A 20,981-nucleotide genomic window follows, 5' to 3' on the forward strand; every position below is an offset into this window, starting at 1 on the left:
GAGGGTGGAGCCATGAACGGCGACACCGAAACGCTTCCGGGGCCCGCCGCCCCCCTCTACTCCATCGGCGAACTCGCCCGCCGCACCGGGCTCACCGTCAAGACCATCCGGTTCTGGTCCGACTCCGGGATCGTCACGCCGACGGAGCGCACCCCGGCGGGCTACCGGCGTTACGGCGTCGACGCCGTGGCCCGCCTCGACCTCGTGCGGACCCTGCGCGAGATCGGGCTCGACCTGCCGACCATCCGCAAGGTCGTGGACCGGGAGGTCCCGCTGGCCGACGTGGCGGCGGCGCACGCCGAGGCCCTGGACGTGCAGATCCGCACGCTGCGCCTGCGCAGGGCCGTCCTGACCGCCGTGGCCAAACGCGGCGCCGACCCCGAGGAGCTGGCCCTCATGCACCGTCTCGCGAAGCTGTCCGAGGACGAACGCCGCCGCATGGTCGACGACTTCCTCGGCATGGTCTTCGAAGGCCTCCACAGCCACCCGGCGTTCGGCGCGGTCATCCGCTCCATGACCCCGGAGCTCCCGGACGACCCCACGGCGGAGCAGGTCGCGGCGTGGGTGGAGCTGGCCGAGCTGCTCCAGGACCCCGGCTTTCGCGCGAGCGTGCAGGGCATGGCGCGTGACCTCGCCGAGGACCGGTCACCCGACGACGCCATGGGCCTGCCCCGCGTCCTCGCCGAAGCCGTCCGCTCCCTGGCCGAACCGGCGCTGGCCGAGGGCATCGGCCCGCACACGCCCCGGGCCGCCCGCATCGCCGCGGCGCTCACGGCGCACTACGCCCGCATCACCGGCCACCCCGACGACGAAGCCCTCCGCGTCCGCCTCGCCGCCCGCTTCCGGACCATGAACGACCCCCGCAGGGACCGCTACCTCCGCCTCCTGGCGGTCCTGAACGACTGGCCACCCCCGACCGACCTGGCCCCCGCCCTCACCTGGACCGTCCAGGCACTGCACGCCCCGGACCACGGCCGCCGTGGGCGCGGCCAGAAGCCGGGCACCGCCCCCTGAACCGGATCTGACGCTGCATCAGTAAACCCCTTCCCCCTTGACGGGCCCTGCGGCATCCTGCGCCCATGCAGACGGAGTTGAGCAGGAGACTGGGAATCGAGCACGCCATCTTCGGGTTCACGCCGTTCCCCGCCGTGGCCGCCGCCATCAGCAGGGCGGGTGGGTTCGGGGTGCTCGGCGCGGTTCGCTACTCGGCGCCCGACGAACTGGCCAGGGACCTCGACTGGATGCAGGAGCACGTCGACGGCCGGCCGTACGGGCTCGACGTCGTCATGCCCGCCAAGAAGGTCGAGGGGGTCAGCGAGGCCGACGTGGAGGCCATGATCCCCGAAGGCCACCGGCAGTTCGTCAGGGACGTCCTCGCCAAGCACGGCGTCCCCGAGCCGGCCGAGGGCGAGGCGTCGGGGTGGCGGATCACGGGCTGGATGGAGCAGGTCGCCCGCAGCCAGCTCGACGTCGCCTTCGACTACCCGATCAAGCTCCTCGCCAACGCCCTCGGCTCACCCCCGGCCGATGTGATCCGGCGCGCCCACGACCGGGACGTCCTCGTCGCCGCCCTCGCGGGCAGCGCCCGGCACGCCCGCAAGCACGCCGAGGCGGGCATCGACATCGTGGTCGCGCAGGGGTACGAGGCGGGCGGCCACACCGGCGAGATCGCCTCCATGGTCCTCACCCCCGAGGCCGTCGACGCGGTCACGCCCCTGCCCGTCCTCGCCGCGGGCGGCATCGGCAGCGGGCGGCAGATCGCCGCCGCGCTCGCACTCGGCGCCCAGGGAGTCTGGCTCGGCTCCCTCTGGCTCACCACCACCGAGGCCGACCTGCACTCGCCCGCCCTCACCCGCAAGCTGCTCGCCGCGGGGTCCGGCGACACGGTCCGCTCCCGCGCCCTGACCGGCAAACCCGCCCGCCAGCTCCGCACGGAGTGGACCGAGGCGTGGGACGACCCGCAGGGCCCCGGCGCCCTGCCCATGCCGCTCCAGGGCCTGCTCGTCGCCGACGCCGTCTCACGCATCCAGAAGTACGAGGTGCAGGAGCTGCTCGGCACGCCCGTGGGGCAGATCGTCGGCCGGATGACCAGCGAACGGGCCGTCCAGGACGTCTTCGACGACCTGACCCGCGGCTTCGAACGGGCCGTGGACCGCGTCAACCGCATCGCGGGAAGGGGACGTCACGCATGAGCACACCGCCCTCCAACACACCCCCCAACGGCTTCTGGGCGCAGGCCGCCGCCGACCCCGGACGCCCCGTCCTCGTCACCCCCGGCGGCGAGCAGTGGACGGCGGGCCGTCTGCACGCCGCCGTCAACCAGCTGGTCCACGGCCTGCGGGCGGCGGGCCTGCAGCGCGGCGACGCCTTCGCCGTGGTCCTGCCCAACGGAGTCGAGTTCCTCACCGCCTACCTCGCCGCCTCCCAGGCCGGGTTCTACCTCGTCCCCGTCAACCACCACCTGGTCGGCCCGGAGATCGCCTGGATCGTCACCGACTCCGGCGCCAAGGCACTCATCGCGCACGAGCGGTTCGCCGGCGCGGCTGCGGCGGCGGCCGACGAGGCCGCGCTCCCCGCGACCCACCGCTACGCCGTCGGCGACGTCCCCGGCTTCCGCCCCTACGCGCGACTCCTCGAAGGGCAGCCCGACTCGGCGCCCGCGGACCGCACCCTCGGCTGGGTCATGAACTACACCTCGGGCACCACGGGCCGCCCCCGCGGCATCCGCCGCCCGCTGCCCGGCAAGGCCCCCGAGGAGTCCTACCTCGGCGGCTTCCTCGGCATCTTCGGCATCAGGCCCTTCGACGGCAACGTCCACCTGGTCTGCTCGCCGCTCTACCACACCGCCGTGCTCCAGTTCGCGGGCGCGGCCCTGCACATCGGCCACCCGCTGGTCCTGATGGACCGGTGGACGCCCGAGGAGATGCTGCGCCTCATCGACGCGCACCGCTGCACGCACACCCATATGGTGCCGACCCAGTTCCACCGCCTGCTCGCCCTGCCGGACGCGACGAAGGCGGCGTACGACGTGTCCTCGATGCGGCACGCCATCCACGGCGCCGCGCCCTGCCCCGACCACGTGAAGCGGGCGATGATCGAGTGGTGGGGCGAGTGCGTCGAGGAGTACTACGCGGCCAGCGAGGGCGGCGGCGCCTTCGCCACCGCCCAGGAGTGGCTGAAGAGACCGGGGACGGTCGGCAGGGCCTGGCCCATCAGCGAGCTGGCCGTCTTCGACGACGAGGGGAACCGCCTCCCGCCCGGTGAACTGGGCACCGTCTACATGAAGATGTCCACCGGCGGATTCTCCTACCACAAGGACGAGGCGAAGACGGCGAAGAACCGCATCGGTGACTTCTTCACCGTCGGCGACCTCGGCCTCCTCGACGAGGACGGCTATCTCTTCCTGCGCGACCGCAAGATCGACATGATCATCTCGGGCGGTGTGAACATCTACCCCGCCGAGATCGAGTCGGCGCTGCTCACCCACCCCGCCGTCGCCGACGCCGCCGCCTTCGGCATCCCGCACGACGACTGGGGCGAGGAGGTCAAGGCCGTCGTCGAGGTCGCCGAGGGCAGGGAGGCGGGCGACGCGCTCGCCGCCGACATCCTCGCCCACTGCGAACGGCGTCTGGCCGGCTACAAGCGGCCCAAGAGCGTCGACTTCATCGCGGCCATGCCTCGCGACCCCAACGGCAAGCTGTACAAGCGGCGGCTGCGCGAGCCGTACTGGGAGGGCCGCCGGCGCACGATGTGAGGAGGCGGGGGCGGACCGCAGCCCGGGCCCGCCCCTCATGCTCAGCGGCGCTCGCGCACCTTCACCACCTTCAGCGCGGGATCGCCGAGGATGTCCTTCTCGCAGAAGCGGGACGTCACCCAGCGCTCCTTCGCGTACAGCCGCGTCTGGTCGCTGTGGTGCGGGGAGTCCGGGTTCGACGACTGGGAGTACGTCAGGAGCGTACGGGCCTTCGGGCAGCGCCCGTCGTCCCAGCCGACCGCCTGGACGTGGCTCGAACCGTGCGCGACCTCGGTGTAGCCGCGCCCGGCTTCCCAGACGGCCTCGATCTTGTTCCAGACGCCGAGCGACTCCGTGCCGCCGTGGACCGGGATGCGGTGCTTGCCGCGTACGACGTACTGGTGCTCGCCCAGCGGCGCGTCCAGGGCGATGCCCGCGGTGTCCAACTCGCGCACGGTGTCCGCGAGCGCGGTGGCGAAGCCGGGCGCCGAGGTGTTCAGGGTGTGCGGGGTGCGCACCGGGTCGGCCGCCGAGAACGGCGCCTTCCACAGCCGGTCGCCCGGCACGGCCGCCGTCAGCTTGCGCCAGAAGCGGTCGAAGAGCAGGGCGCCACGGCTGCCGGTGTCCATCCGGTGGTCCCAGCGCCCGAGGACCCGGCAGGCCTCGCCCACGTCGACGCGGCTGCCGTCACTGCCGGTCGCCGTCCCGCCCGGCAGCGCCGCACACGCCTTCGCCGCGTCGCCGGCGGCGAGATCGGCCGCGGGCACACGGTTGGCGAACTGCTGGCGCTGGAGGTCCCGCACCGTCAGATCGCCCTTCTCCGCCAGCGCCGCCACGTCCTCGATGCCGCCACGGGTGCGCATCGACCGCTGGGTGCCGATGGTGCCGAAGATCCGTTCGTAGCCGGTGATAGGCCGGTCGGCGTTGGTCAGCCAGGCGCTGTCGTTGGAGTTCACCGCGTACGGGGCGTCCTTGAGGGTCGGCGCTTTCGCGGGGCCGAAGACGCCCGGCTGCACGGCGTCCTTGTCGGAGCCGAGCGCGCAGTCGCCCCGCGAGCCGTCGAGCACCGCGACGCCCGCGGCCGGGTACGTCACCTTGCCGAGGGCCGTGCCGCACCGCCGCGCCAGGTCGTCGGTGATCCGGGGGAGCACCTGGGACTGGCTGAGCAGCGAGTGGCCCCGCCGGTCGGCGGCGACGGTGTTCACCCACGGCAGCCCCTGCGTCTCGCGCAGGGACTTCAGGATGCCCGCGGTGGAACGGGCCTCGGCGAACCCGAGGCCGGTGTCGGCGCCGCGCAGGTTGACCGCGTTCGGGTCGTTGAGCGCGTACGCGGTGGTCGAGGTCCAGGGCAGCGGGAGCTGGGCGCCGAGCCCGGTGACCACCGGGCCGTAGCGGGTCCACCACTGGGTGCGGGTGACCGGGGCGCCGCCCTTGACGGCGACCGTGACCGTCCGCTTCATCATTGTGTGCCGCTCGCCGTCCACGAGGTAGACGGTCGGGTCGGCCGGGTCCAGCGTGAGCTGGTGCACGTTGAAGGGGACGCCGGTGGCGACGGTGTGGCTCCACGCCACGTCGGCGTTGAAGCCGATGTTGACCTGGCTGGTGCCGAGCAGTGAACCGCCGGAGACGTTGAACTCGCCGGGGATGGTCTGCTGCGACTGCCAGAAGCGGCGCCCGCCCTGCCAGGGGTAGTGCGGGTTGCCGAGCAGCAGCCCCTTCCCGTCGGCGGTGGTGCGGCCGCTGAAGGCGACGGCGTTGGAGCCCATGTCGGCGCCCTGCGGATCGAGCAGCTCGCGGGCGGCGTCCGCGGCCCGCCGCGGATCGGGCGCCGCCGGGTCGGGCGCGCCGGCGGCCGGCGGCCGGGCGCCCGTGATCCCGTCCACGGCCCGGCCCTGGCCGCCGAGCACCTGGACGGCGAAGCCGTGCCGCGCCACGTCCAGGGTGGTGATCGGCTTGACCCAGGACGCCTTCGCGCAGGCGGGGTCGGTGACGCGGTTCTGCTTCAGCCAGGCGTTGTAGCCCGCGGCGAAGCCGCGCATCAGGTCCTTGGCGTCGCGGCTCGCCCCCGCGGGCGCGGGCAGCTTCAGGAGCTTCTCGACCGTGCCGCTCTCGCGCACGCCGCGGAAGAACAGGTCGCTGCTCAGGTTGGTGGACGCCGAGGACAGCGCGGAGCCGGGCGCGGCCCCGGGCCCGAAGTGGCGCGAGCGCTCGCCGCGCACGGTCACATAGCCGTCGGCGAGCGTGCACACCTGGTCGGCGGCCTGCGCCCAGCCGGTGCCGAAGCCGAGATCGGCGTGGTCATCGGCGACGATGTGCGGTATGCCGTACTGCGTGTAGCGGATGGTGGCGTGCAGCCCGCCGTCCGAGGGGCGCGCGTCGCGGGTCGCGGCCCCCGCACCGGCCGGCAGCAGGGCCACGGCGGTCAGCAGGGTGACCCCGACGGCGGACAGACGTCTCGTACGGGTGCGTGGGGGGCGTACGCCGCCCGTGGTGCGCGTGGTGCTCATGGTGCCTCCCAACATCGTTGAGGGAAGGAGCGGTTGAGCGTACCAAGCGGTATGTCATCTGTGCCCTCCCTTGACCGGGGCGGCGCGCGCCGCCCAGGATCGCGCCATGACGGGTGCACGCGACAACACGGTCGACGGAGTCCTCAGCCGCAGCGCGCGCCGCGCGCCACAGAGCCCGGCGCTCCACTACGGCGAGCGGTCCTGGACGTACGGGGAACTCGACGCGGCCGTGTCGCGCGCGGCCCACGTGCTGCGCGAGCTCGGCCTCGCCGACGGCGACCGGGTCGGCGCGTACGCCCACAACTCCGACGCCTATCTGATCGGCTTCCTCGCCTGCGCGCGGGCGGGCCTGATCCATGTGCCGGTCAACCAGAACCTGACCGGCGACGACCTCGCGTACATCGTGGAGCAGTCGGGCAGCTCGCTCGTCCTCGTCGATCCGGACCTGGCGGAGCGGCTCCCGGCCGGGACGCGGACGCTGGCCCTGCGCGACACGGACGACTCCCTGCTCGCACGGCTCCCCGCGTCACCCGCGTACGTGGGGGAGGGGCCCCGCGGCGACGACCTGGCGCAGCTCCTCTACACCTCGGGCACGACGGCCCTGCCGAAGGGCGCCATGCTCACGCACGGGGCACTGGTCCACGAGTACGCCAGCGCCATCGCGGCCCTCGACCTGAAGCCCGGCGACAAGCCCGTCCACTCCCTCCCGCTCTACCACTCGGCGCAGATGCACGTGTTCCTCCTGCCCTACCTCGCGGTCGGCGCCGAGAACACCGTCCTGGACGGTCCCGACCCCGAGCGCGTCTTCGACCTCGTCGAGGCGGGCCGCGCCGACAGCCTCTTCGCGCCGCCCACGGTGTGGATCGGCCTCTCCCGCCACCCCGGCTTCACCACCCGCGACCTCGGCGCCCTGCGCAAGGCCTACTACGGCGCGTCGATCATGCCGGTGCCGGTCCTTCAGCGGCTGCGGTCCAGGCTTCCCGGGCTCGCCTTCTACAACTGCTTCGGGCAGAGCGAGATCGGCCCGCTCGCCACCGTCCTCGGCCCCGACGAGCACGAGGGGCGCATGGACTCCTGCGGGCGGCCCGTCCTGTTCGTCGAGGCGCGCGTCGTCGACGAGGAGGGCCGGGAGGCGCCGGACGGCACACCGGGCGAGGTCGTCTACCGCTCACCGCAACTGTGCGAGGGCTACTGGGAGAAGCCCGAGGAGACCGCGGAGGCCTTCCGCGACGGCTGGTTCCACTCCGGCGACCTCGCCGTACGCGACGCCGACGGCTATTTCACCGTCGTCGACCGCGTCAAGGACGTCATCAACTCCGGGGGCGTCCTCGTCGCCTCGCGCCAGGTCGAGGACGCGCTGTACGAGCACGAGGGCGTCGCGGAGGCGGCGGTGATCGGGCTGCCGGACGAGCGCTGGATCGAGGCGGTCACGGCGGTCGTCGTGCGCAAGGACTCCGCCGGCGAGGGCGAGGAGCCCACGGAGGCGGAGCTCATCGCCCACGCGCGCGACAGGCTCGCCCCCTTCAAGGCGCCCAAGCGGATCCTCTTCGTGGATGAACTTCCGCGCAACGCCAGTGGAAAGATCCTCAAACGGGAGCTGCGGGACCGCTTCGCCGCCGACGACGGCTGACGAGGGGGCGGCGGTTCTCCGTCACGGGCGCGCTCGAATCAGCCATCTTGCGCCGGGCGCACGCCTGCCGGCGGGGCCTCGCCTTGACGGTCCGCGTTCTCTCACGGTCAGTCAATTGCCGGGCGGGAGCGGCGGTGGACTGCGGAAATCCAGTCGGCGCACCGCCGATCGGTTCAGTGGGCGGACAGATGTCGAGAGCCTCCACGCCGCTCCCACATCTTCTCCACTGGCCGGAACATGGGTTTCTCGCCAACGTTGCAACGGCGTGTTGTACTTGACAGAGCCTCATGATCGTTCGGTGTTACGATCTCGGGCACATGCCACGTGGGCTTTCTCCTCGGCATGGCTACAGCCAGGGGGCCCTCCGGGGTGGTGAAGACTGCCCACGCCGAGGGTCCGCATGGACAGATCCGAGAGCTGGACTCCAGCCGCTCAAAGAGAGTCACATGACAATTTTGCAGGATCCGACAGTCTGGGCGCTTGCTGCCGGCGTCCCTGTCGCCACCACGGTTGTCGTTCGCCAGCGAAAAACGATCAAGTCGTTGCGCCGTCAGAAGCAGGGCGTCGAGAACGACCTGACCGAAGCGCAGGGCAGCCACGCCGTCCTCCAGTCCACCGTCGAAGAGCTCCGCAGGGGCTATGACGAGGTGGTCCGGCAGGCCAAGGAGGAGGCGGAGAACGCGACCAACACCGTGCTGAAGTCCGCGATGCAGACCCTCCAGGGTCTCGCGGCCGAGCAGCAGCGGGCCATCTCCGGGCTGCAGAAGAAGTACGGCGATTCGGCCGTGCTGCGGGACCTGTTGGACGTCGACCACATGAACTCGCAGTTCAACCGACGTGCCCAGTCCATCGCCGTGCTGTGCGGCGGGTGGCTCGGCCGGCAGCGGGACGCGGCGTCCATCTACGACGTGATCCGCGGGGCCCAGGGCCGGATCCGGCACTACCAGCGCATCGACATCGCCTCGCGGGTGGACATCGCGGTGACCAGCCGCGCCGTCGAGCCGGTCGCGCTGACGGTGGCCGAACTGCTCGACAACGCCACCAGCTACTCGGCGCCGACCTCCATGGTGGACGTCGAAGTGCGCACGGTCCCCAAGGGCATCTGCATCGTGATCGACGATGCGGGCGTCGGGATGAGCGAGGAGGAGAAGACGGCCGCCACGGCGCTGCTGGCCGGCGGGTCCGCGGTGAGCGTCTCCGAACTCGGCAATCCTCCCGCGTTCGGTTTCGCGGTGATCGGCGCGCTGTGCGCGCGATTCGGATTCACGGTCACCATCGACAGCACTTCTCCCTACGGCGGCGTCCGAGCGGTGGTGATGGTGCCGAAGGAGCTGCTGACGGACATGCCGGAACCCGTGAGGCCGACCGCGATACGAGGAACCGACCCGGGTTCGCGGGGCAGCGGTTCGGCCCCCTCCACGACCGTGGAGGGGCTGCCCCGGCGACAGAACAAGCGCCGCGCCATGGCACTCGTGCCGGACAGCCAGCCCGACGAAGCCACCGCGCCGCCGGCCCGGTCGGCGGAGGCACGGGTGGCGGCCATGGACGCGTTTCAGCGCGGCACTCTCAGCGGCCGAAGTGCGGGGGTACCGGCCGCCGAACGCGACACTCCTGCCGATTCACACGAAGGATTCGATGCCCCGTGAGCGACGACCTGTCCTGGATGCTTGAGGACGCGCTGGCGATCCCCCATGCCCTCCACGCGGTCCTGATCTCCGCCGACGGCCTGCAGATGTCCCGCACGGCGGAGATCGGCCGGGACGACGCCGACAAGGTGGCCGCCGCCGTGAGCGGACTGCAGTCGCTCAGCCGGTCCGTCGGGTTCTTCTGTGGCGACGACGGCACGTCCTGGCGCCAGACGCTCATCGAGTTCGACGGCGGCTGGGTGTTCCTGAACGCCGCGGGAGGCGGCTCCTACCTCGCCGTGGCGGCGTCCGCCGAGGTCGACATGGGCGACATCACGTATCGGATGCAGCAGCTGGTCAGCCGACTGGGCAAGGCCATGTCGAGCGCCCGCCGCACCGACACGGTCACCTCATGACGGACCCGGACCGTACCGATCTGGAACCCGTGTCAGAGGCCGGCGCGTTAGTCCGTCCCTACGTCATCACCCGTGGGCGCGACCTGCCCGATGAGGGCACGTTCGCCCTCATCACCCTCGTCACGACGTCCACCGACGAGCAGCAGCGCCCCCAACGGCTCTCGCCCGAGGAGCAGCAGATCCTGGAGATGTGCTCCAGCGGCTATCTCTCGGTCGCCGAGATCGCCGCCCACACCCAGCAGCCTCTGGGCGTCGTCAAGGTGCTGCTCAGTTCCCTCGCCGAGGGGGGCTATCTGGTCACCCGTGCGCCGGTGCCCTCGGCTCGTCTCGCCAACAAGACCTTGCTTCAGGAGGTGCTCGATGGCCTCAAGGCTCTCTCTGTCTGAGGACGCCTACGTGCGCAGCGGCGCACAGCAGACGGCGGTGAAGATCCTGGTCGTCGGGCACTTCGCCGTCGGCAAGACCACGCTGATCGGCTCGCTCTCCGAGATCGCCCCGCTGTCCACCGAGGAGCAGATGACGAGCCTCTCGGAGAACGTCGACGACCTCAAGGGAGTACAGGGGAAGACCACGACCACCGTGGCCCTGGACTTCGGTCGCCTGACCCTCAGCGAGCGCATCGTGCTGTACCTCTTCGGATCACCGGGCCAGCAGCGGTTCGTCAACCTGTGGGACGACATGGCCCGCGGGGCGCTGGGCGCGCTGGTCCTGGTGGACCCCGAGCGGCTGGCCGACAGTTTCGAGGTCATGGACCTGGTCGAGAGCTACGGACTCGACTTCGCCGTGGCCATCAACCAGTTCGACGGCGGCACGGTGCACACCCCGGAGGCTGTCCGGGAGGCGCTCGACCTGCTGCCCGACACCCCGGTCGTCACCATCGACGCGCGCGACAAAGCGTCGTCCGTCAACGCCCTGATCACCATGGTCCGCTATCTGCAGAAGCGCGCCGCCCTGGAGCACGCATGACAACCCCTCCCGTACCTCCGCCCGGCTGCCCCGCACACGGCAGCGGGCAGCGCATACCCCTCGACACCCCGGAGTTCGCGGCCAACCCGCACGCGTACTACCGCTACATGCACCAGCTCGGCCCCACGGCGCCGGTCACGATCGCGCCCGGCGTGGAGGCGACCCTGGTGACCGACTACAGCGCGGCCCTGGAGCTGTTGCAGGACCCGACGACCTTCCGCAAGGACTCACGCCGCTGGCGTGCGCTGAACGAGGGCCTCATCCGCGCCGACAGCCCGGTCCTGCCGCTGCTGTCCTACCGGCCGAACTGCATGTTCACCGACGGCGCCGAGCACGTGCGGCTGCGGCAGGCCATCACCGAGAGCCTGGCCCGCGTCAGCAACAGCCGGCTGAGCCGCATCGTCAACCAGGCCGCCCAGTTCCTCATCAACCAGTTCAGCGCCCGCGGCAGCGCCGACCTGCTCAGGGACTACGCCCAGCAGCTCCCCCTGTACGTCTTCAACGAACTCTTCGGCTGCCCGGCGGAGATCGGCGACCGCGTCCTGTTCGGCATCTCCGGCATGTTCGACGGCGTCAACGCCGAGCAGGCCAGCCAGGTCCTGCTGGAGGCGGTCGGCGAGCTGGTGGCGCTCAAGCGCGCCCACCCCGGGGAGGACATCACGTCCTACCTGATGCAGCACCCGGCCCAGCTGACCGACGAGGAACTGGCGCACACGCTGGTGCTGCTCCTCGGCGCGGGCGGCGAGCCGGAGGGCAACCTCATCGGCAACGCCTTCTACACGATGCTGACCGTCGAGGAGTACGCGCGCAACGGGCAGTTCGACAAGGCCCTCGACGACACCCTGTGGCGCAACGCGCCCATGGCCAACTACGCGCCGCACTACCCGGTCGCCGACACGGACGTGGCCGGCGACAAGGTCCGCGCCGGTGAACTGCTCCTGGTGTCCTTCGGCGCGGCCAACACGGCGCTCGCGGACCAGGGGGCCGACACGCGCGGCCACCTCGCCTGGAGCGCGGGACCGCACGCCTGCCCGTCCAAGGAACCGGCCAGGCTCATCGCCCTGACCGGCCTCGAAGCTCTGTTCAACGCGCTGCCGGACGTGGAACTCGCCGTCCCCGCCAACAGCCTCGCCTGGCGGCCCGGCCCCTTCAACCGGGCCCTGGCCAGCCTGCCCGTCCGCTTCGGCGCGGTCACCCCGCGCCCCGCGCCCGCCCCTGAGCCGTCGGAGCGCCATCGCGACCAGGCGCACCCGCCCGTCGCCCCCGCGCCCGTGGCGCCGCAGGCCCCCGGCGCCGGCAAGCCGGGCCGCTGGAGCAGCTTCATGCGGTGGCTGACCGGTCAGTGACCGGCGCACCCCCTGTGACGCAGGCGACACAGGCAGTTGTTGTAGCCTGCATGGAAAGATCATTTATGGGGTAGGACAGCGCGGAGTGTCTGGAGTGACACGAGATGAAGGAGAGACAGTGGATCTCGCAACCTCCGCGCCCCGTTCTGCAGGCAACCGACCGGGCCAGCGGCGCACCACGTCCAGCAGGAAGAACCCGTGCGGGTGCGGCGACCCCGACAAGGCGCAGGGCCGAATAACCGCCGCTCACGGCGGATCGGCCCGTGTCTCCTCCCTCGTCGGCGGAGCACGCCGCCGTACCTGCGCACCACCGTGCGCACGCTTCCCGCGCCACGACGTGCGAGGAACGCGATGAGCTCCCTGCCCGAGGCCGCGACACCGGCGGCCGAACCCGGTGAGACGACACTCGGCGAGCACGTGCTCGGCCAACTGCGGCGGCTCGGCGCCACGGTGGGCCTGAGCGAGGCGGACACCGCGCTGTACGGGCAGGTCCTGCTCGACTCCCTCGCGGGCTCCGCCCGGCGGCCGCTGTCCTTGCCCCCGGCGTCGCCCAGCTTCCTCTCCGACGACCACACCCCCGTCGAGTTCTCCCTCGCCTCCACGGCAAACGCCGCCCCGGCCCTGCGGGTGCTCGTGGAGCCCGGATGGGCCCACGGCGACATGGGCGACAGCGGGCGCGCCGGACTTGAGGCCATCCGCGCGATGGCCGCCCGATGGGACTTCTCCACCGAGCAACTCGACGCCCTGGAGGACCTGTTCCTCCCCGCTGCGGCCGAGGGACCGCTCTCCCTGTGGTACGCGCTCGACCTGCGCGCGGGAGGAGTCCCCGGCGTCAAGGTCTATCTGAACCCCTCCGCCGCCGGGCCCGAGCACGCCGCACGCACCGTGCGAGAAGCCTTGCGTCGGCTCGGCTACGACAAGGCCTTCGCGCAGCTTCCGCCCGCGGCGGGCTATCCGTTCCTCGCACTGGACCTGGGCGACTGGAAGTCACCTCGCGTCAAGGTCTACGTGAAGCACGCGGGCATGTCGGCCGACGACGCCTGCGCGCTCAGCCACTCCTCCGGGGCATCGGCGGCGGACATCCGCTCCTTCTTCCACACGGCCGCCGGCTCCCTCGCGCCGTCCGGGCGGGAGGCAGACGGCACGCGGAGGCTCCTGCGGCGGTCCGCGCTCACCTGCCATTCCTTCACCGAGGGCGACAGCGAGCCCAGCGGCTTCACGCTCCACATCCCCGTCCGTGACTACGTGCGCGACGACGAGGAGGCCCTCGCCCGGGCGACCGCCCTGCTGACCCGGTTCGGCATGGACCCCACGGCCCTGAGCCGGAGCCTGGGCGCGCTCACGCGGCGACGGCTCAGCGACGGCGTCGGGCTCATCGCCTACCTCGCCCTCGTGTACGAGCGGAACCGGCAGCCCCGCATCACCGCCTATCTGTCCTCCGAGGCCTACCTGACCCGGCCGCCCCAGGAGCAGGACGCGCAAGCCGGCCTGCTGCCCGCGCAACGGACCAAGAACACTTCGAACCCCGGGCGCGAAGCCGCCGATCACGCCAGTCCGCACACCGCACAGAAGGAAGTCACGTGGAGCCGTACCGCATCAAAGTTGTAGAGCCGATCGCGTTCACCACCCGGGCGGAGCGCGAGGCCGCGCTGGAGCGGGTCGCCTACAACCCCTTCGATCTGCGTGCCGACGAGGTCACCATCGACCTGCTGAGCGACTCGGGGACCGGTGCGATCTCCGCGGACCAGCTCGCCGCGGGCATGCACGGCGACGAGTCCTACGCCGGCAGCCGCAGCTACTACCGGTGGCACGAGGTCGTCTCCGAACTCACCGGTTACCCCCACATCCTGCCGGCACACCAGGGCCGCGCCGCCGAGCGCATCCTGTTCTCCGCGCTGCTCGAACCGGGCACGAGCGTGCTGTCCAACACCCACTTCGACACCACCCGCGCCAACGTCGAACTGACCGGCTGCCAGGCCTACGACCTGCCCTGCGCCGAGGCGAAGGACCTCGACAGCGACTACCCGTTCAAGGGCAACATCGACCTGATCGCCCTGGAGCAGGCGCTGGAGAACGCGCACCAGGCGCCCGTGGCGGCCGTGCTGATGACCATCACCAACAACGGTGGCGGCGGTCAGCCGGTCAGCATGGAGAACCTGCGGCAGACCGCCGAACTGTGCCGACGGCACAACGTGCCCCTGATCCTGGATGCCGCGCGCTTCGCGGAGAACGCCTGGCTGGTGACCCAGCGCGAGCCTGGCTACGCCGGCCGCACGCCCCGCCAGGTCGCCGAGGAGGCCTTCCGCCTCGCGGACGGCTGCGTCATGAGCGCGAAGAAGGACGGCATCGTCCACATCGGCGGCTTCATCGGTCTGAAGGACCCCGAGCTCGCCGAGAAGTGCGCAGGCCTGCTCATCGCCACCGAGGGCTTCACCACCTACGGCGGGCTGGCGGGCCGCGACCTCGAGATGATGGCCCGCGGCCTCCTGGAAGTCACCGAACCGGCCTACCTCGCCGAACGCGCCGACATAGCCGCCTACCTCGCGGCGCGCATCCGCGAGGCCGGGGTGGACATCCTGGAGCCCTCGGGTCTGCACGCCCTCTACGTCAACGCCGGGCGGCTGCTGCCCCACATCCCCCCGCACCAGTACCCGGGCACCGCGCTCGTCTGTGAGCTCTACCGCCGCGGCGGCATCCGCTCGGCGGAGCTGGGCAGCCTGTACCTCGGGGAAGAGGACGAGCACGGCAACTCCATCAAGACCGCGCCTTTCGAGCTGGTGCGGCTGGCGCTTCCCCGACGGGTCTACACCCGGAGCCACTACGACCACGTCGCCGCCACCCTGGCGGACATAGCCAAGAACCCCGAGTCGGTGCGGGGCTACCGCATCGTGGGCCAGTCGCCGATCCTCCGCCACTTCAGCATCAAGCTGGAGCCCGTGCGGTCCGACGGCTGATCTCCGCTCGGCCCCGCGCCACCGCGGGGCCGGCGGCCCCGGTCCACATCTCCCGGGAGGCCGGCGCCATGGTCCGGCCGTCAGCCCTCGCCGCGCAGATCGACGATCCGCTTGAACTTCCCCACCGACCGTTCCAGCGTCTCCGGGTCGACGACCTCCACGCCCACCGAGACGCCGATGCCGTCCTTCACCGCGGCGGCGATCTCGCGGGCCGCCGCCGCGCGCCGCTCGGGGGTCGTGTCGGCGCGGGCCTCGGCGCGCACGGTCAGGGCGTCCATGCGGCCCTCGCGGGTCAGCCGGAGCTGGAAGTGCGGGGCCACGCCCGCCGTGCGCAGCACGATCTCCTCGATCTGCGTGGGGAAGAGGTTGACCCCCCGCAGGATCACCATGTCGTCGCAGCGCCCCGTCACCTTCTCCATCCGCCGGAAGACGCGTGCCGTGCCGGGGAGCAGCCGCGTCAGGTCACGCGTGCGGTAGCGGATGACGGGCATGGCCTCCTTGGTGAGGGAGGTGAAGACCAGCTCGCCGCGCTCGCCGTCCGGCAGCACCTCGCCCGTGACCGGGTCGACGACCTCGGGGTAGAAGTGGTCCTCCCAGATGTGCAGGCCGTCCTTGGTCTCCACGCACTCCTGCGCGACGCCGGGGCCGATCACCTCGGAGAGGCCGTATATGTCGACGGCGTCGATGGCGAAGCGCTCCTCGATCTCGCGCCGCATCTCCTCGGTCCACGGTTCCGCGCCGAAGACGCCGACCCGCAGGGAGGTCGTCCGGGGATCGACGCCCTGCCGCTCGAACTCCTCCAGGAGGGTGAGCATGTACGAGGGCGTCACCATGATGATCTCGGGCCGGAAGTCCTGGATCAGCCGCACCTGGCGCGCGGTCATGCCGCCGGACGCGGGAATGACCGTACAGCCGAGCCGCTCGGCTCCGTAGTGCGCGCCGAGACCGCCGGTGAACAGGCCGTAGCCGTACGCCACATGCACCTTGTCGCCCGGTCTGCCGCCCGCGGCGCGGATCGAGCGGGCCACGACGTCCGCCCACATGGACAGATCCCGCTCGGTGTACCCGACGACTGTCGGCAGCCCCGTCGTCCCGCTGGAGGCGTGCAGGCGCCGCACCTCCGACTGCTCGACGGCGAACATGCCGAAGGGGTAGTTGGCCCGCAGGTCGTCCTTGGTCGTGAAGGGGAAGCGCGCCAGGTCGGCCGGCGAACGGCAGTCGTCGGGGCGCAGCCCCGCCTTGTCGAACGCCGCCCGGTAGAACGGGACGTTCTCGTACGCGTGCAGCAAGGTGGCCTGGAGGCGTTCCAGCTGCAGGGCCCGGAGCTCCCGGGGGCCGAGCCGTTCCGCCGCGTCCAGCTGAAGCGCCCTGCGCGTCATGTGGTTCTCCCGTCCCGAACGGGCGACCGATCATTCGGTCGTCGATCTTCCGTCGAGGTCAGTAATCCAGCCCCGGCCCCGGGCGTCAAGGGATGGCGCGCCACGCCTTCGAGCTGCGAGGCGTCGCCCGGCCCGCCGGCCGGCAGGCGTTGCCCGGACCCGACGCGGGATGTGATGATCCCCCTCATGCCGACTTTCAGCGCGTACGACGGGACGGAGCTCGCCTACCACGAGAAGGGGGAGGGCGAGCCACTGCTCTGCCTGCCGGGCGGCCCCATGCGCGCCTCCGTCTACCTGGGCGACCTCGGCGGTCTCACCGCGCACCGCCGGCTGATCCTGCTCGACCTGCGCGGCACGGGTGACTCCGCGGAGCCGGAGGACCCGGCGACCTACCGCTGCGACCGGCTCGTCGACGACGTCGAGGCGCTGCGGGAACATCTGGGGCTCGACCGGGTCGACCTGCTCGGCCACTCGGCGGGCGGCGACCTGGCGACGCTGTACGCGGCCCGCTGCCCCAAGCGGATCCGCACACTCGTGCTCGTCACCCCGGCCACGCTGGCCGTCGGCGGCGCCATGACCGTCGAGGACCGCGCCGAGGCCGCAGCCCTGCGCAAGGACGAGCCCTGGTACCCGGCGGCCGCGACCGCGCTGCGGGAGATCGCCGAGAGCGGGGCGCCGAGCGCGGGCTGGGACGCCATCGCCCCGCTGACGTACGGGCGTTGGGACGCCGCGGCCCAGGAGCACCGGGCCCGCAGCGCCGACCAGAAGAACGCGCGGGCCGCCGAGGCCTACTACGGCGAGGCCGCCTTCGACCCCCCGGCCACCCGCACCGCCCTCGCGTCCCTCAAGGCGCCCGTCCTCGTCCTGGCGGGCGCCTACGACGGCGGCCCCACCCCGGCCCGCGCCGCCGAACTCGCCGAGCTGTTCCCCGCGGGCGTCCGCCAAGTGCAGCCGGGCGGCGGCCACTTCCCGTGGCTGGACGACCCGGAGTGGTTCGTGCGGCGGGTGGCGGGGTTCCTGGCGCAGGACTGACGCGTCGGGGCCGGCCGCCGCCCGGACATCCGCCCTTCGACCCCAGAGGAACCGTCATGCGCCCCGCTTCGTCCGCCGGCCGCCTCCTGGCCGCCGGAGTCCTCGCCGCCGCCCTGCTCACGGGGGCGGGCCCGGCCGCCGCGGCGTCCGCTGCCGCCGCCCGGCCCTCCGGAGCGCACGAACGCCTGCGCCCGCTCGCCGATCTCTCCGCCCAGCGGCTCGCCACGGCCGATCTCGTCGCCGCCGCCAAGTACGGCGCCGGCGGCCCGATCGACGATCCCGCCCGTGAGAAGGTCGTCCTGGACACGGCGGCCCGGCAGGCGCGGGAGGCAGGCGCCGACCCCGCGGCGACCGTACGGATCTTCCGGGACCAGATCGAGGCCGGCAAGCTCGTCCAGCGGGAGCTGTTCCGCCGCTGGGACGCCGACCCGGGGCAGGCCCCGGACGAGCGGCCCGACCTCGCCGAGGCGCGCGAGGAGATCAACCGGGTCAACGGTGAACTGGTGCGGGGCATCGCGGCCTCCGAGCGCGCCCGGACGTCACCGCGCTGCGGGGGCGCGCTGACCGTGGCGGCCGTACGGGTCCGCCACGGCGCGCGGCTCGACGCCCTGCACAGCGTGGGGCTCGGGCGCGCGCTGCGGTCAGTCTGCTCGGGCTGAGGGGCCGGGGGCGCCCGCCGCCACCGCCTTCGCCCACCGGTAGTCCGCCTTGCCGCTGGGGGAGCGCTGGATGCGGTCCGTGAAGACCACCGAGCGGGGGATCTTGTAGCCGGCCAGCAGGGCGCGGCAGTGGGTCTGCACGGCTGCCAGGTCCAAGCCGGCCGCCGACCGGCGGAGTTGGACGACCGCCGCGACCCTGTTGCCCCAGCGGTCGTCGGGGACCCCGGCGACCAGGGCGTCGTAGATGTCCGGGTGCGACTTCAGGGCCTGTTCGACCTCTTCGGGGTACACCTTCTCGCCGCCGGTGTTGATGCACTGCGAGCCGCGGCCGAGGACGGTGACGATGCCGTCGTCGCCGACCGTGGCCATGTCGCCCAGCAGCACCCACCGCTCCTCGCCCCTGCGGAAGAAGACCTCGGCGGTCTTCGCCGGGTCGTTGTAGTAGCCGAGCGGCACGTGGCCGCGCTGGGCGATGCGGCCGATCTCGCCGACCGGCACGGGGTCGTGCGTGGCCGGGTCCACCACCCGGGTGCGGTCGTTGACCTCCAGGCGGAAGCCCTTCTCCGGGCCCGAGTCGTCCGTGGCCCTGCCGTTGGAGCCGGACTCGGACGAGCCGAAGTTGTTCAGGAGCAGCGCGTTCGGCACCAGCAGCTGGAACTGGGCGCGCACCGTCTCCGACATGATCGCCCCGGAGGAGGAGACGCTGAACAGGGAGGAGAGGTCGGCGTTCTTCAGGGGGCCGGTCAGCGCGTCGATGAGCGGCCTGAGCATCGCGTCGCCCACCAGCGACACGCTGGAGACCTTCTCCTTCTCGATGGTGCGGATCACCTCCTCGGGCACGTACCTGCGGTGCAGGGCCACCCGCTGGCCGTAGTTGAGCGCGATGAACGACGTCAGCGTGGAGGTGCCGTGCATCAGCGGGGGAGTGGGGAAGAAGGTGATGCCGGGGCCGCCCGCCGCGACGCGCTCGGCCAGTTCCTCCGGCCGCTTCACCGGCTCGCCCGCGGGGTCGCCGCCGAAGAGCCCGGCGAAGAACAGGTCCTCCTGGCGCCACATGACGCCCTTGGGCATGCCGGTGGTGCCGCCGGTGTAGATGATGAACAGGTCGTCCGCCGAACGCGGCCCGAAGCCGCGCTCCGGTGACCCCGACGCCTCCGCCGCGGTGAACGCCGTGGCGTCCAGGCCGGGCGCGCCCGCGGCCGGTGTGCCCACCCGTATCAGGTGCCGCAGCTTCTCCGTGCGCGGCAGCGCCGCCGCGACCCGCTCCGTGAACTCGGCGTCGAAAACGAGCGCCGCGAGGTCCGCGTCCCGGTAGAGGTAGACCAGTTCCTCCTCCACGTAGCGGTAGTTGACGTTGACCGGCACCAGGCGGGCCTTCAGGCAGGCGAGGACCGTCTGGAGGTACTCGACGCCGTTGTAGAGGTGCAGGCCCAGGTGTTCGCCGTGGCGCAGGCCGCTGCCGATGAGGTGGTGCGCGACGCGGTTGGCGGCCGCGTCCAGCTCGGCGTAGGTCAGGCGGCGTTCCGCGCCCGTGCCGGGGTGGTCGACGTAGACGATGGCCTCGCGGTCGGGGACCACGTCGACGACCGATTCGAACAGGTCGGCAAGGTTGTACTCCACCACGCTCCTCCTGACCCCGGCGTCCGCTTCCGTCGTCGCGCTCGGCCGTCATCAGAGCAGAGGCGCCGGTAAGGGGGAAGGGCCGCCGCGAGAAAAACTGACTGACTGTCAGAAAGGTATTGAACTGACAACCCGCCTCCTGCAACCTGTTCCAGGTCCGGAAGCGACAGGCCGGCCGCGCGGCGGGCCGTCGAGGGAGGGAGCACCGCACATGGGCGGGACGGAACACCTCTCCGTGCGGCGTGAGGGCGCCACACTGGTACTCACGCTGAACAGGCCCGAGGCGAAGAACGCCCTCTCGCTGCCGATGCTCGTCGGCCTGTACGACCGGTGGGTGGCGGCCGACGCGGACGACGAGATCCGCTCGATCGTGCTCACCGGGGCGGGCGGCGACTTCTGCGCGGGCATGGACCTCAAGGCCCTCGCGGGCAAGGGCATGGCCGGGGACCACTACAGGGACCGGCTGCGGGACGACCCCGACCTGCACTGGAAGGCGATGCTCAGACACCACAGGCCCCGCAAGCCCGTCATCGCCGCCGTCGAGGGGTACTGCGTGGCCGGCGGCACGGAGATCCTCCAGGGCGCCGACATCCGCGTGGCGGGGGAGTCGGCGACCTTCGGGCTCTTCGAGGTGCGCAGGGGTCTCTTCCCCATCGGTGGGTCGACCGTGCGGCTGCCCCGGCAGATACCGCGTACGCACGCCCTGGAGATGCTGCTCACCGGGCGGCCCTACCCGGCCGCCGAGGCCGCGGCCATCGGGCTCGTCGGGCACGTCGTGCCCGACGGGACCGCGCTGGACGAGGCCCTCGCCATCGCCGAGCAGATCAACGCGTGCGGGCCGCTGGCCGTGGAGGCGGTCAAGGCCTCCGTGTACGAGGCCGCGGAGCTCTCCGAGGCGGAGGGGCTGGCGGCCGAGCTCAAGCGGGGGTGGCCGATCTTCGACACCTCCGACGCGGCGGAGGGCTCCCGAGCCTTCGAGGAGAAGCGAACCCCTGTGTTTCGGCGGGCCTAGGCCCCGCGGGCCGGGGCGTCTCTCTTCGGCCGCGGGTCCGGCGCGGCTGGTCGCGCCCCCGCGGCCGAGCCGCACATGTCACAGCCCCGCGCCCCCGAAGGG

Annotated in this window: 17 protein-coding genes; 14 read left to right on the plus strand and 3 right to left on the minus strand. The window is 72.1% G+C overall.

Annotation, left to right across the window (positions count from 1 at the left end):
• Positions 1-12 precede the first annotated feature (12 nt).
• The 3 genes from DCW30_RS35890 to DCW30_RS35900 all read left to right on the plus strand — a co-directional run bounded on the left by DCW30_RS35890 (position 13) and on the right by DCW30_RS35900 (position 3,754).
• The gene (locus tag DCW30_RS35890; protein WP_076682779.1) at positions 13-1,014 is read left to right on the plus strand and encodes a MerR family transcriptional regulator; all 1,002 of its coding nucleotides are present in this window, start codon (positions 13-15) and stop codon (positions 1,012-1,014) included.
• A gap of 65 nt (positions 1,015-1,079) precedes the next feature.
• A complete protein-coding gene (locus tag DCW30_RS35895) occupies positions 1,080-2,192 on the plus strand; it encodes an NAD(P)H-dependent flavin oxidoreductase (protein ID WP_076682777.1) in 1,113 nt (370 codons plus the stop codon).
• Positions 2,189-3,754, plus strand: coding sequence for an acyl-CoA synthetase (locus tag DCW30_RS35900; RefSeq protein ID WP_076682775.1), 1,566 nt, complete (start codon positions 2,189-2,191; stop codon positions 3,752-3,754). The genes DCW30_RS35895 and DCW30_RS35900 overlap by 4 nt, the downstream gene beginning before the upstream one ends.
• Before the next feature lie 41 nt (positions 3,755-3,795).
• Here DCW30_RS35900 and DCW30_RS35905 read toward each other — a convergent pair whose 3' ends face one another.
• Positions 3,796-6,240 (minus strand): penicillin acylase family protein, encoded by a 2,445-nt coding sequence (locus DCW30_RS35905; RefSeq protein WP_076682773.1) that lies wholly within the window; start codon positions 6,238-6,240, stop codon positions 3,796-3,798.
• A 106-nt stretch (positions 6,241-6,346) separates the two neighbouring features.
• On the opposite strand from DCW30_RS35905, the gene DCW30_RS35910 reads away from it, so the two are divergent.
• From DCW30_RS35910 to DCW30_RS35945, 8 genes are all read left to right on the plus strand, one after another.
• Entirely contained in the window at positions 6,347-7,870 is a 1,524-nt protein-coding gene (locus tag DCW30_RS35910; RefSeq protein ID WP_076682771.1) for an acyl-CoA synthetase, read from the plus strand.
• 446 nt (positions 7,871-8,316) lie between these two features.
• Positions 8,317-9,516, plus strand: coding sequence for an ATP-binding protein (locus tag DCW30_RS35915; RefSeq protein ID WP_079249878.1), 1,200 nt, complete (start codon positions 8,317-8,319; stop codon positions 9,514-9,516).
• A complete protein-coding gene (locus DCW30_RS35920; protein WP_062772777.1) occupies positions 9,513-9,911 on the plus strand; it encodes a roadblock/LC7 domain-containing protein in 399 nt (132 codons plus the stop codon). Before DCW30_RS35915 ends, DCW30_RS35920 begins: the two co-directional genes overlap by 4 nt.
• Positions 9,908-10,297: a DUF742 domain-containing protein gene (locus tag DCW30_RS35925; RefSeq protein WP_062772773.1), complete on the plus strand. Its 390-nt coding sequence runs from the start codon at positions 9,908-9,910 to the stop codon at positions 10,295-10,297. The genes DCW30_RS35920 and DCW30_RS35925 overlap by 4 nt, the downstream gene beginning before the upstream one ends.
• On the plus strand, positions 10,272-10,877 hold the full coding sequence (locus DCW30_RS35930; RefSeq protein WP_062772770.1) for a GTP-binding protein: 606 nt from the start codon (positions 10,272-10,274) through the stop codon (positions 10,875-10,877). The genes DCW30_RS35925 and DCW30_RS35930 overlap by 26 nt, the downstream gene beginning before the upstream one ends.
• Positions 10,874-12,223: a cytochrome P450 gene (locus tag DCW30_RS35935; RefSeq protein WP_076682769.1), complete on the plus strand. Its 1,350-nt coding sequence runs from the start codon at positions 10,874-10,876 to the stop codon at positions 12,221-12,223. The genes DCW30_RS35930 and DCW30_RS35935 overlap by 4 nt, the downstream gene beginning before the upstream one ends.
• Before the next feature lie 351 nt (positions 12,224-12,574).
• Entirely contained in the window at positions 12,575-13,831 is a 1,257-nt protein-coding gene (locus DCW30_RS35940) for a tryptophan dimethylallyltransferase family protein (RefSeq protein ID WP_076682767.1), read from the plus strand.
• Positions 13,804-15,177 carry a tryptophanase gene (locus DCW30_RS35945; protein ID WP_062772761.1) on the plus strand — a complete coding sequence of 458 codons (1,374 nt, stop codon included), beginning with the start codon at positions 13,804-13,806 and terminating at the stop codon, positions 15,175-15,177. Before DCW30_RS35940 ends, DCW30_RS35945 begins: the two co-directional genes overlap by 28 nt.
• A gap of 80 nt (positions 15,178-15,257) precedes the next feature.
• On the opposite strand, the gene paaK is transcribed toward DCW30_RS35945, so the two are convergent.
• Positions 15,258-16,556, minus strand: coding sequence for a phenylacetate--CoA ligase PaaK (gene paaK, locus DCW30_RS35950; RefSeq protein WP_076682765.1), 1,299 nt, complete (start codon positions 16,554-16,556; stop codon positions 15,258-15,260).
• Positions 16,557-16,742: 186 nt separating this feature from the next.
• Here paaK and DCW30_RS35955 point away from each other — a divergent pair, with 186 nt between their 5' ends.
• Positions 16,743-17,588, plus strand: a complete 846-nt coding sequence (locus DCW30_RS35955) for an alpha/beta fold hydrolase (protein ID WP_076688503.1) — start codon at positions 16,743-16,745, stop codon at positions 17,586-17,588.
• Positions 17,589-17,644: 56 nt separating this feature from the next.
• Positions 17,645-18,247: a chorismate mutase gene (locus DCW30_RS35960; RefSeq protein ID WP_076682763.1), complete on the plus strand. Its 603-nt coding sequence runs from the start codon at positions 17,645-17,647 to the stop codon at positions 18,245-18,247.
• Here DCW30_RS35960 and DCW30_RS35965 read toward each other — a convergent pair.
• On the minus strand, positions 18,230-19,867 hold the full coding sequence (locus DCW30_RS35965) for an acyl-CoA synthetase (RefSeq protein ID WP_076682761.1): 1,638 nt from the start codon (positions 19,865-19,867) through the stop codon (positions 18,230-18,232). The two genes, DCW30_RS35960 and DCW30_RS35965, sit on opposite strands and share 18 nt — an antisense overlap.
• 211 nt (positions 19,868-20,078) lie before the next feature.
• Between DCW30_RS35965 and DCW30_RS35970 the strand changes: the two genes are divergently transcribed.
• The gene (locus DCW30_RS35970; RefSeq protein WP_076682759.1) at positions 20,079-20,879 is read left to right on the plus strand and encodes a crotonase/enoyl-CoA hydratase family protein; all 801 of its coding nucleotides are present in this window, start codon (positions 20,079-20,081) and stop codon (positions 20,877-20,879) included.
• The last annotated feature ends 102 nt before the right edge of the window (positions 20,880-20,981 follow it).

Origin of the sequence: Streptomyces alfalfae (assembly GCF_004127445.1) — a bacterium.
Taxonomy (GTDB): Bacteria; Actinomycetota; Actinomycetes; order Streptomycetales; family Streptomycetaceae; genus Streptomyces; species Streptomyces alfalfae.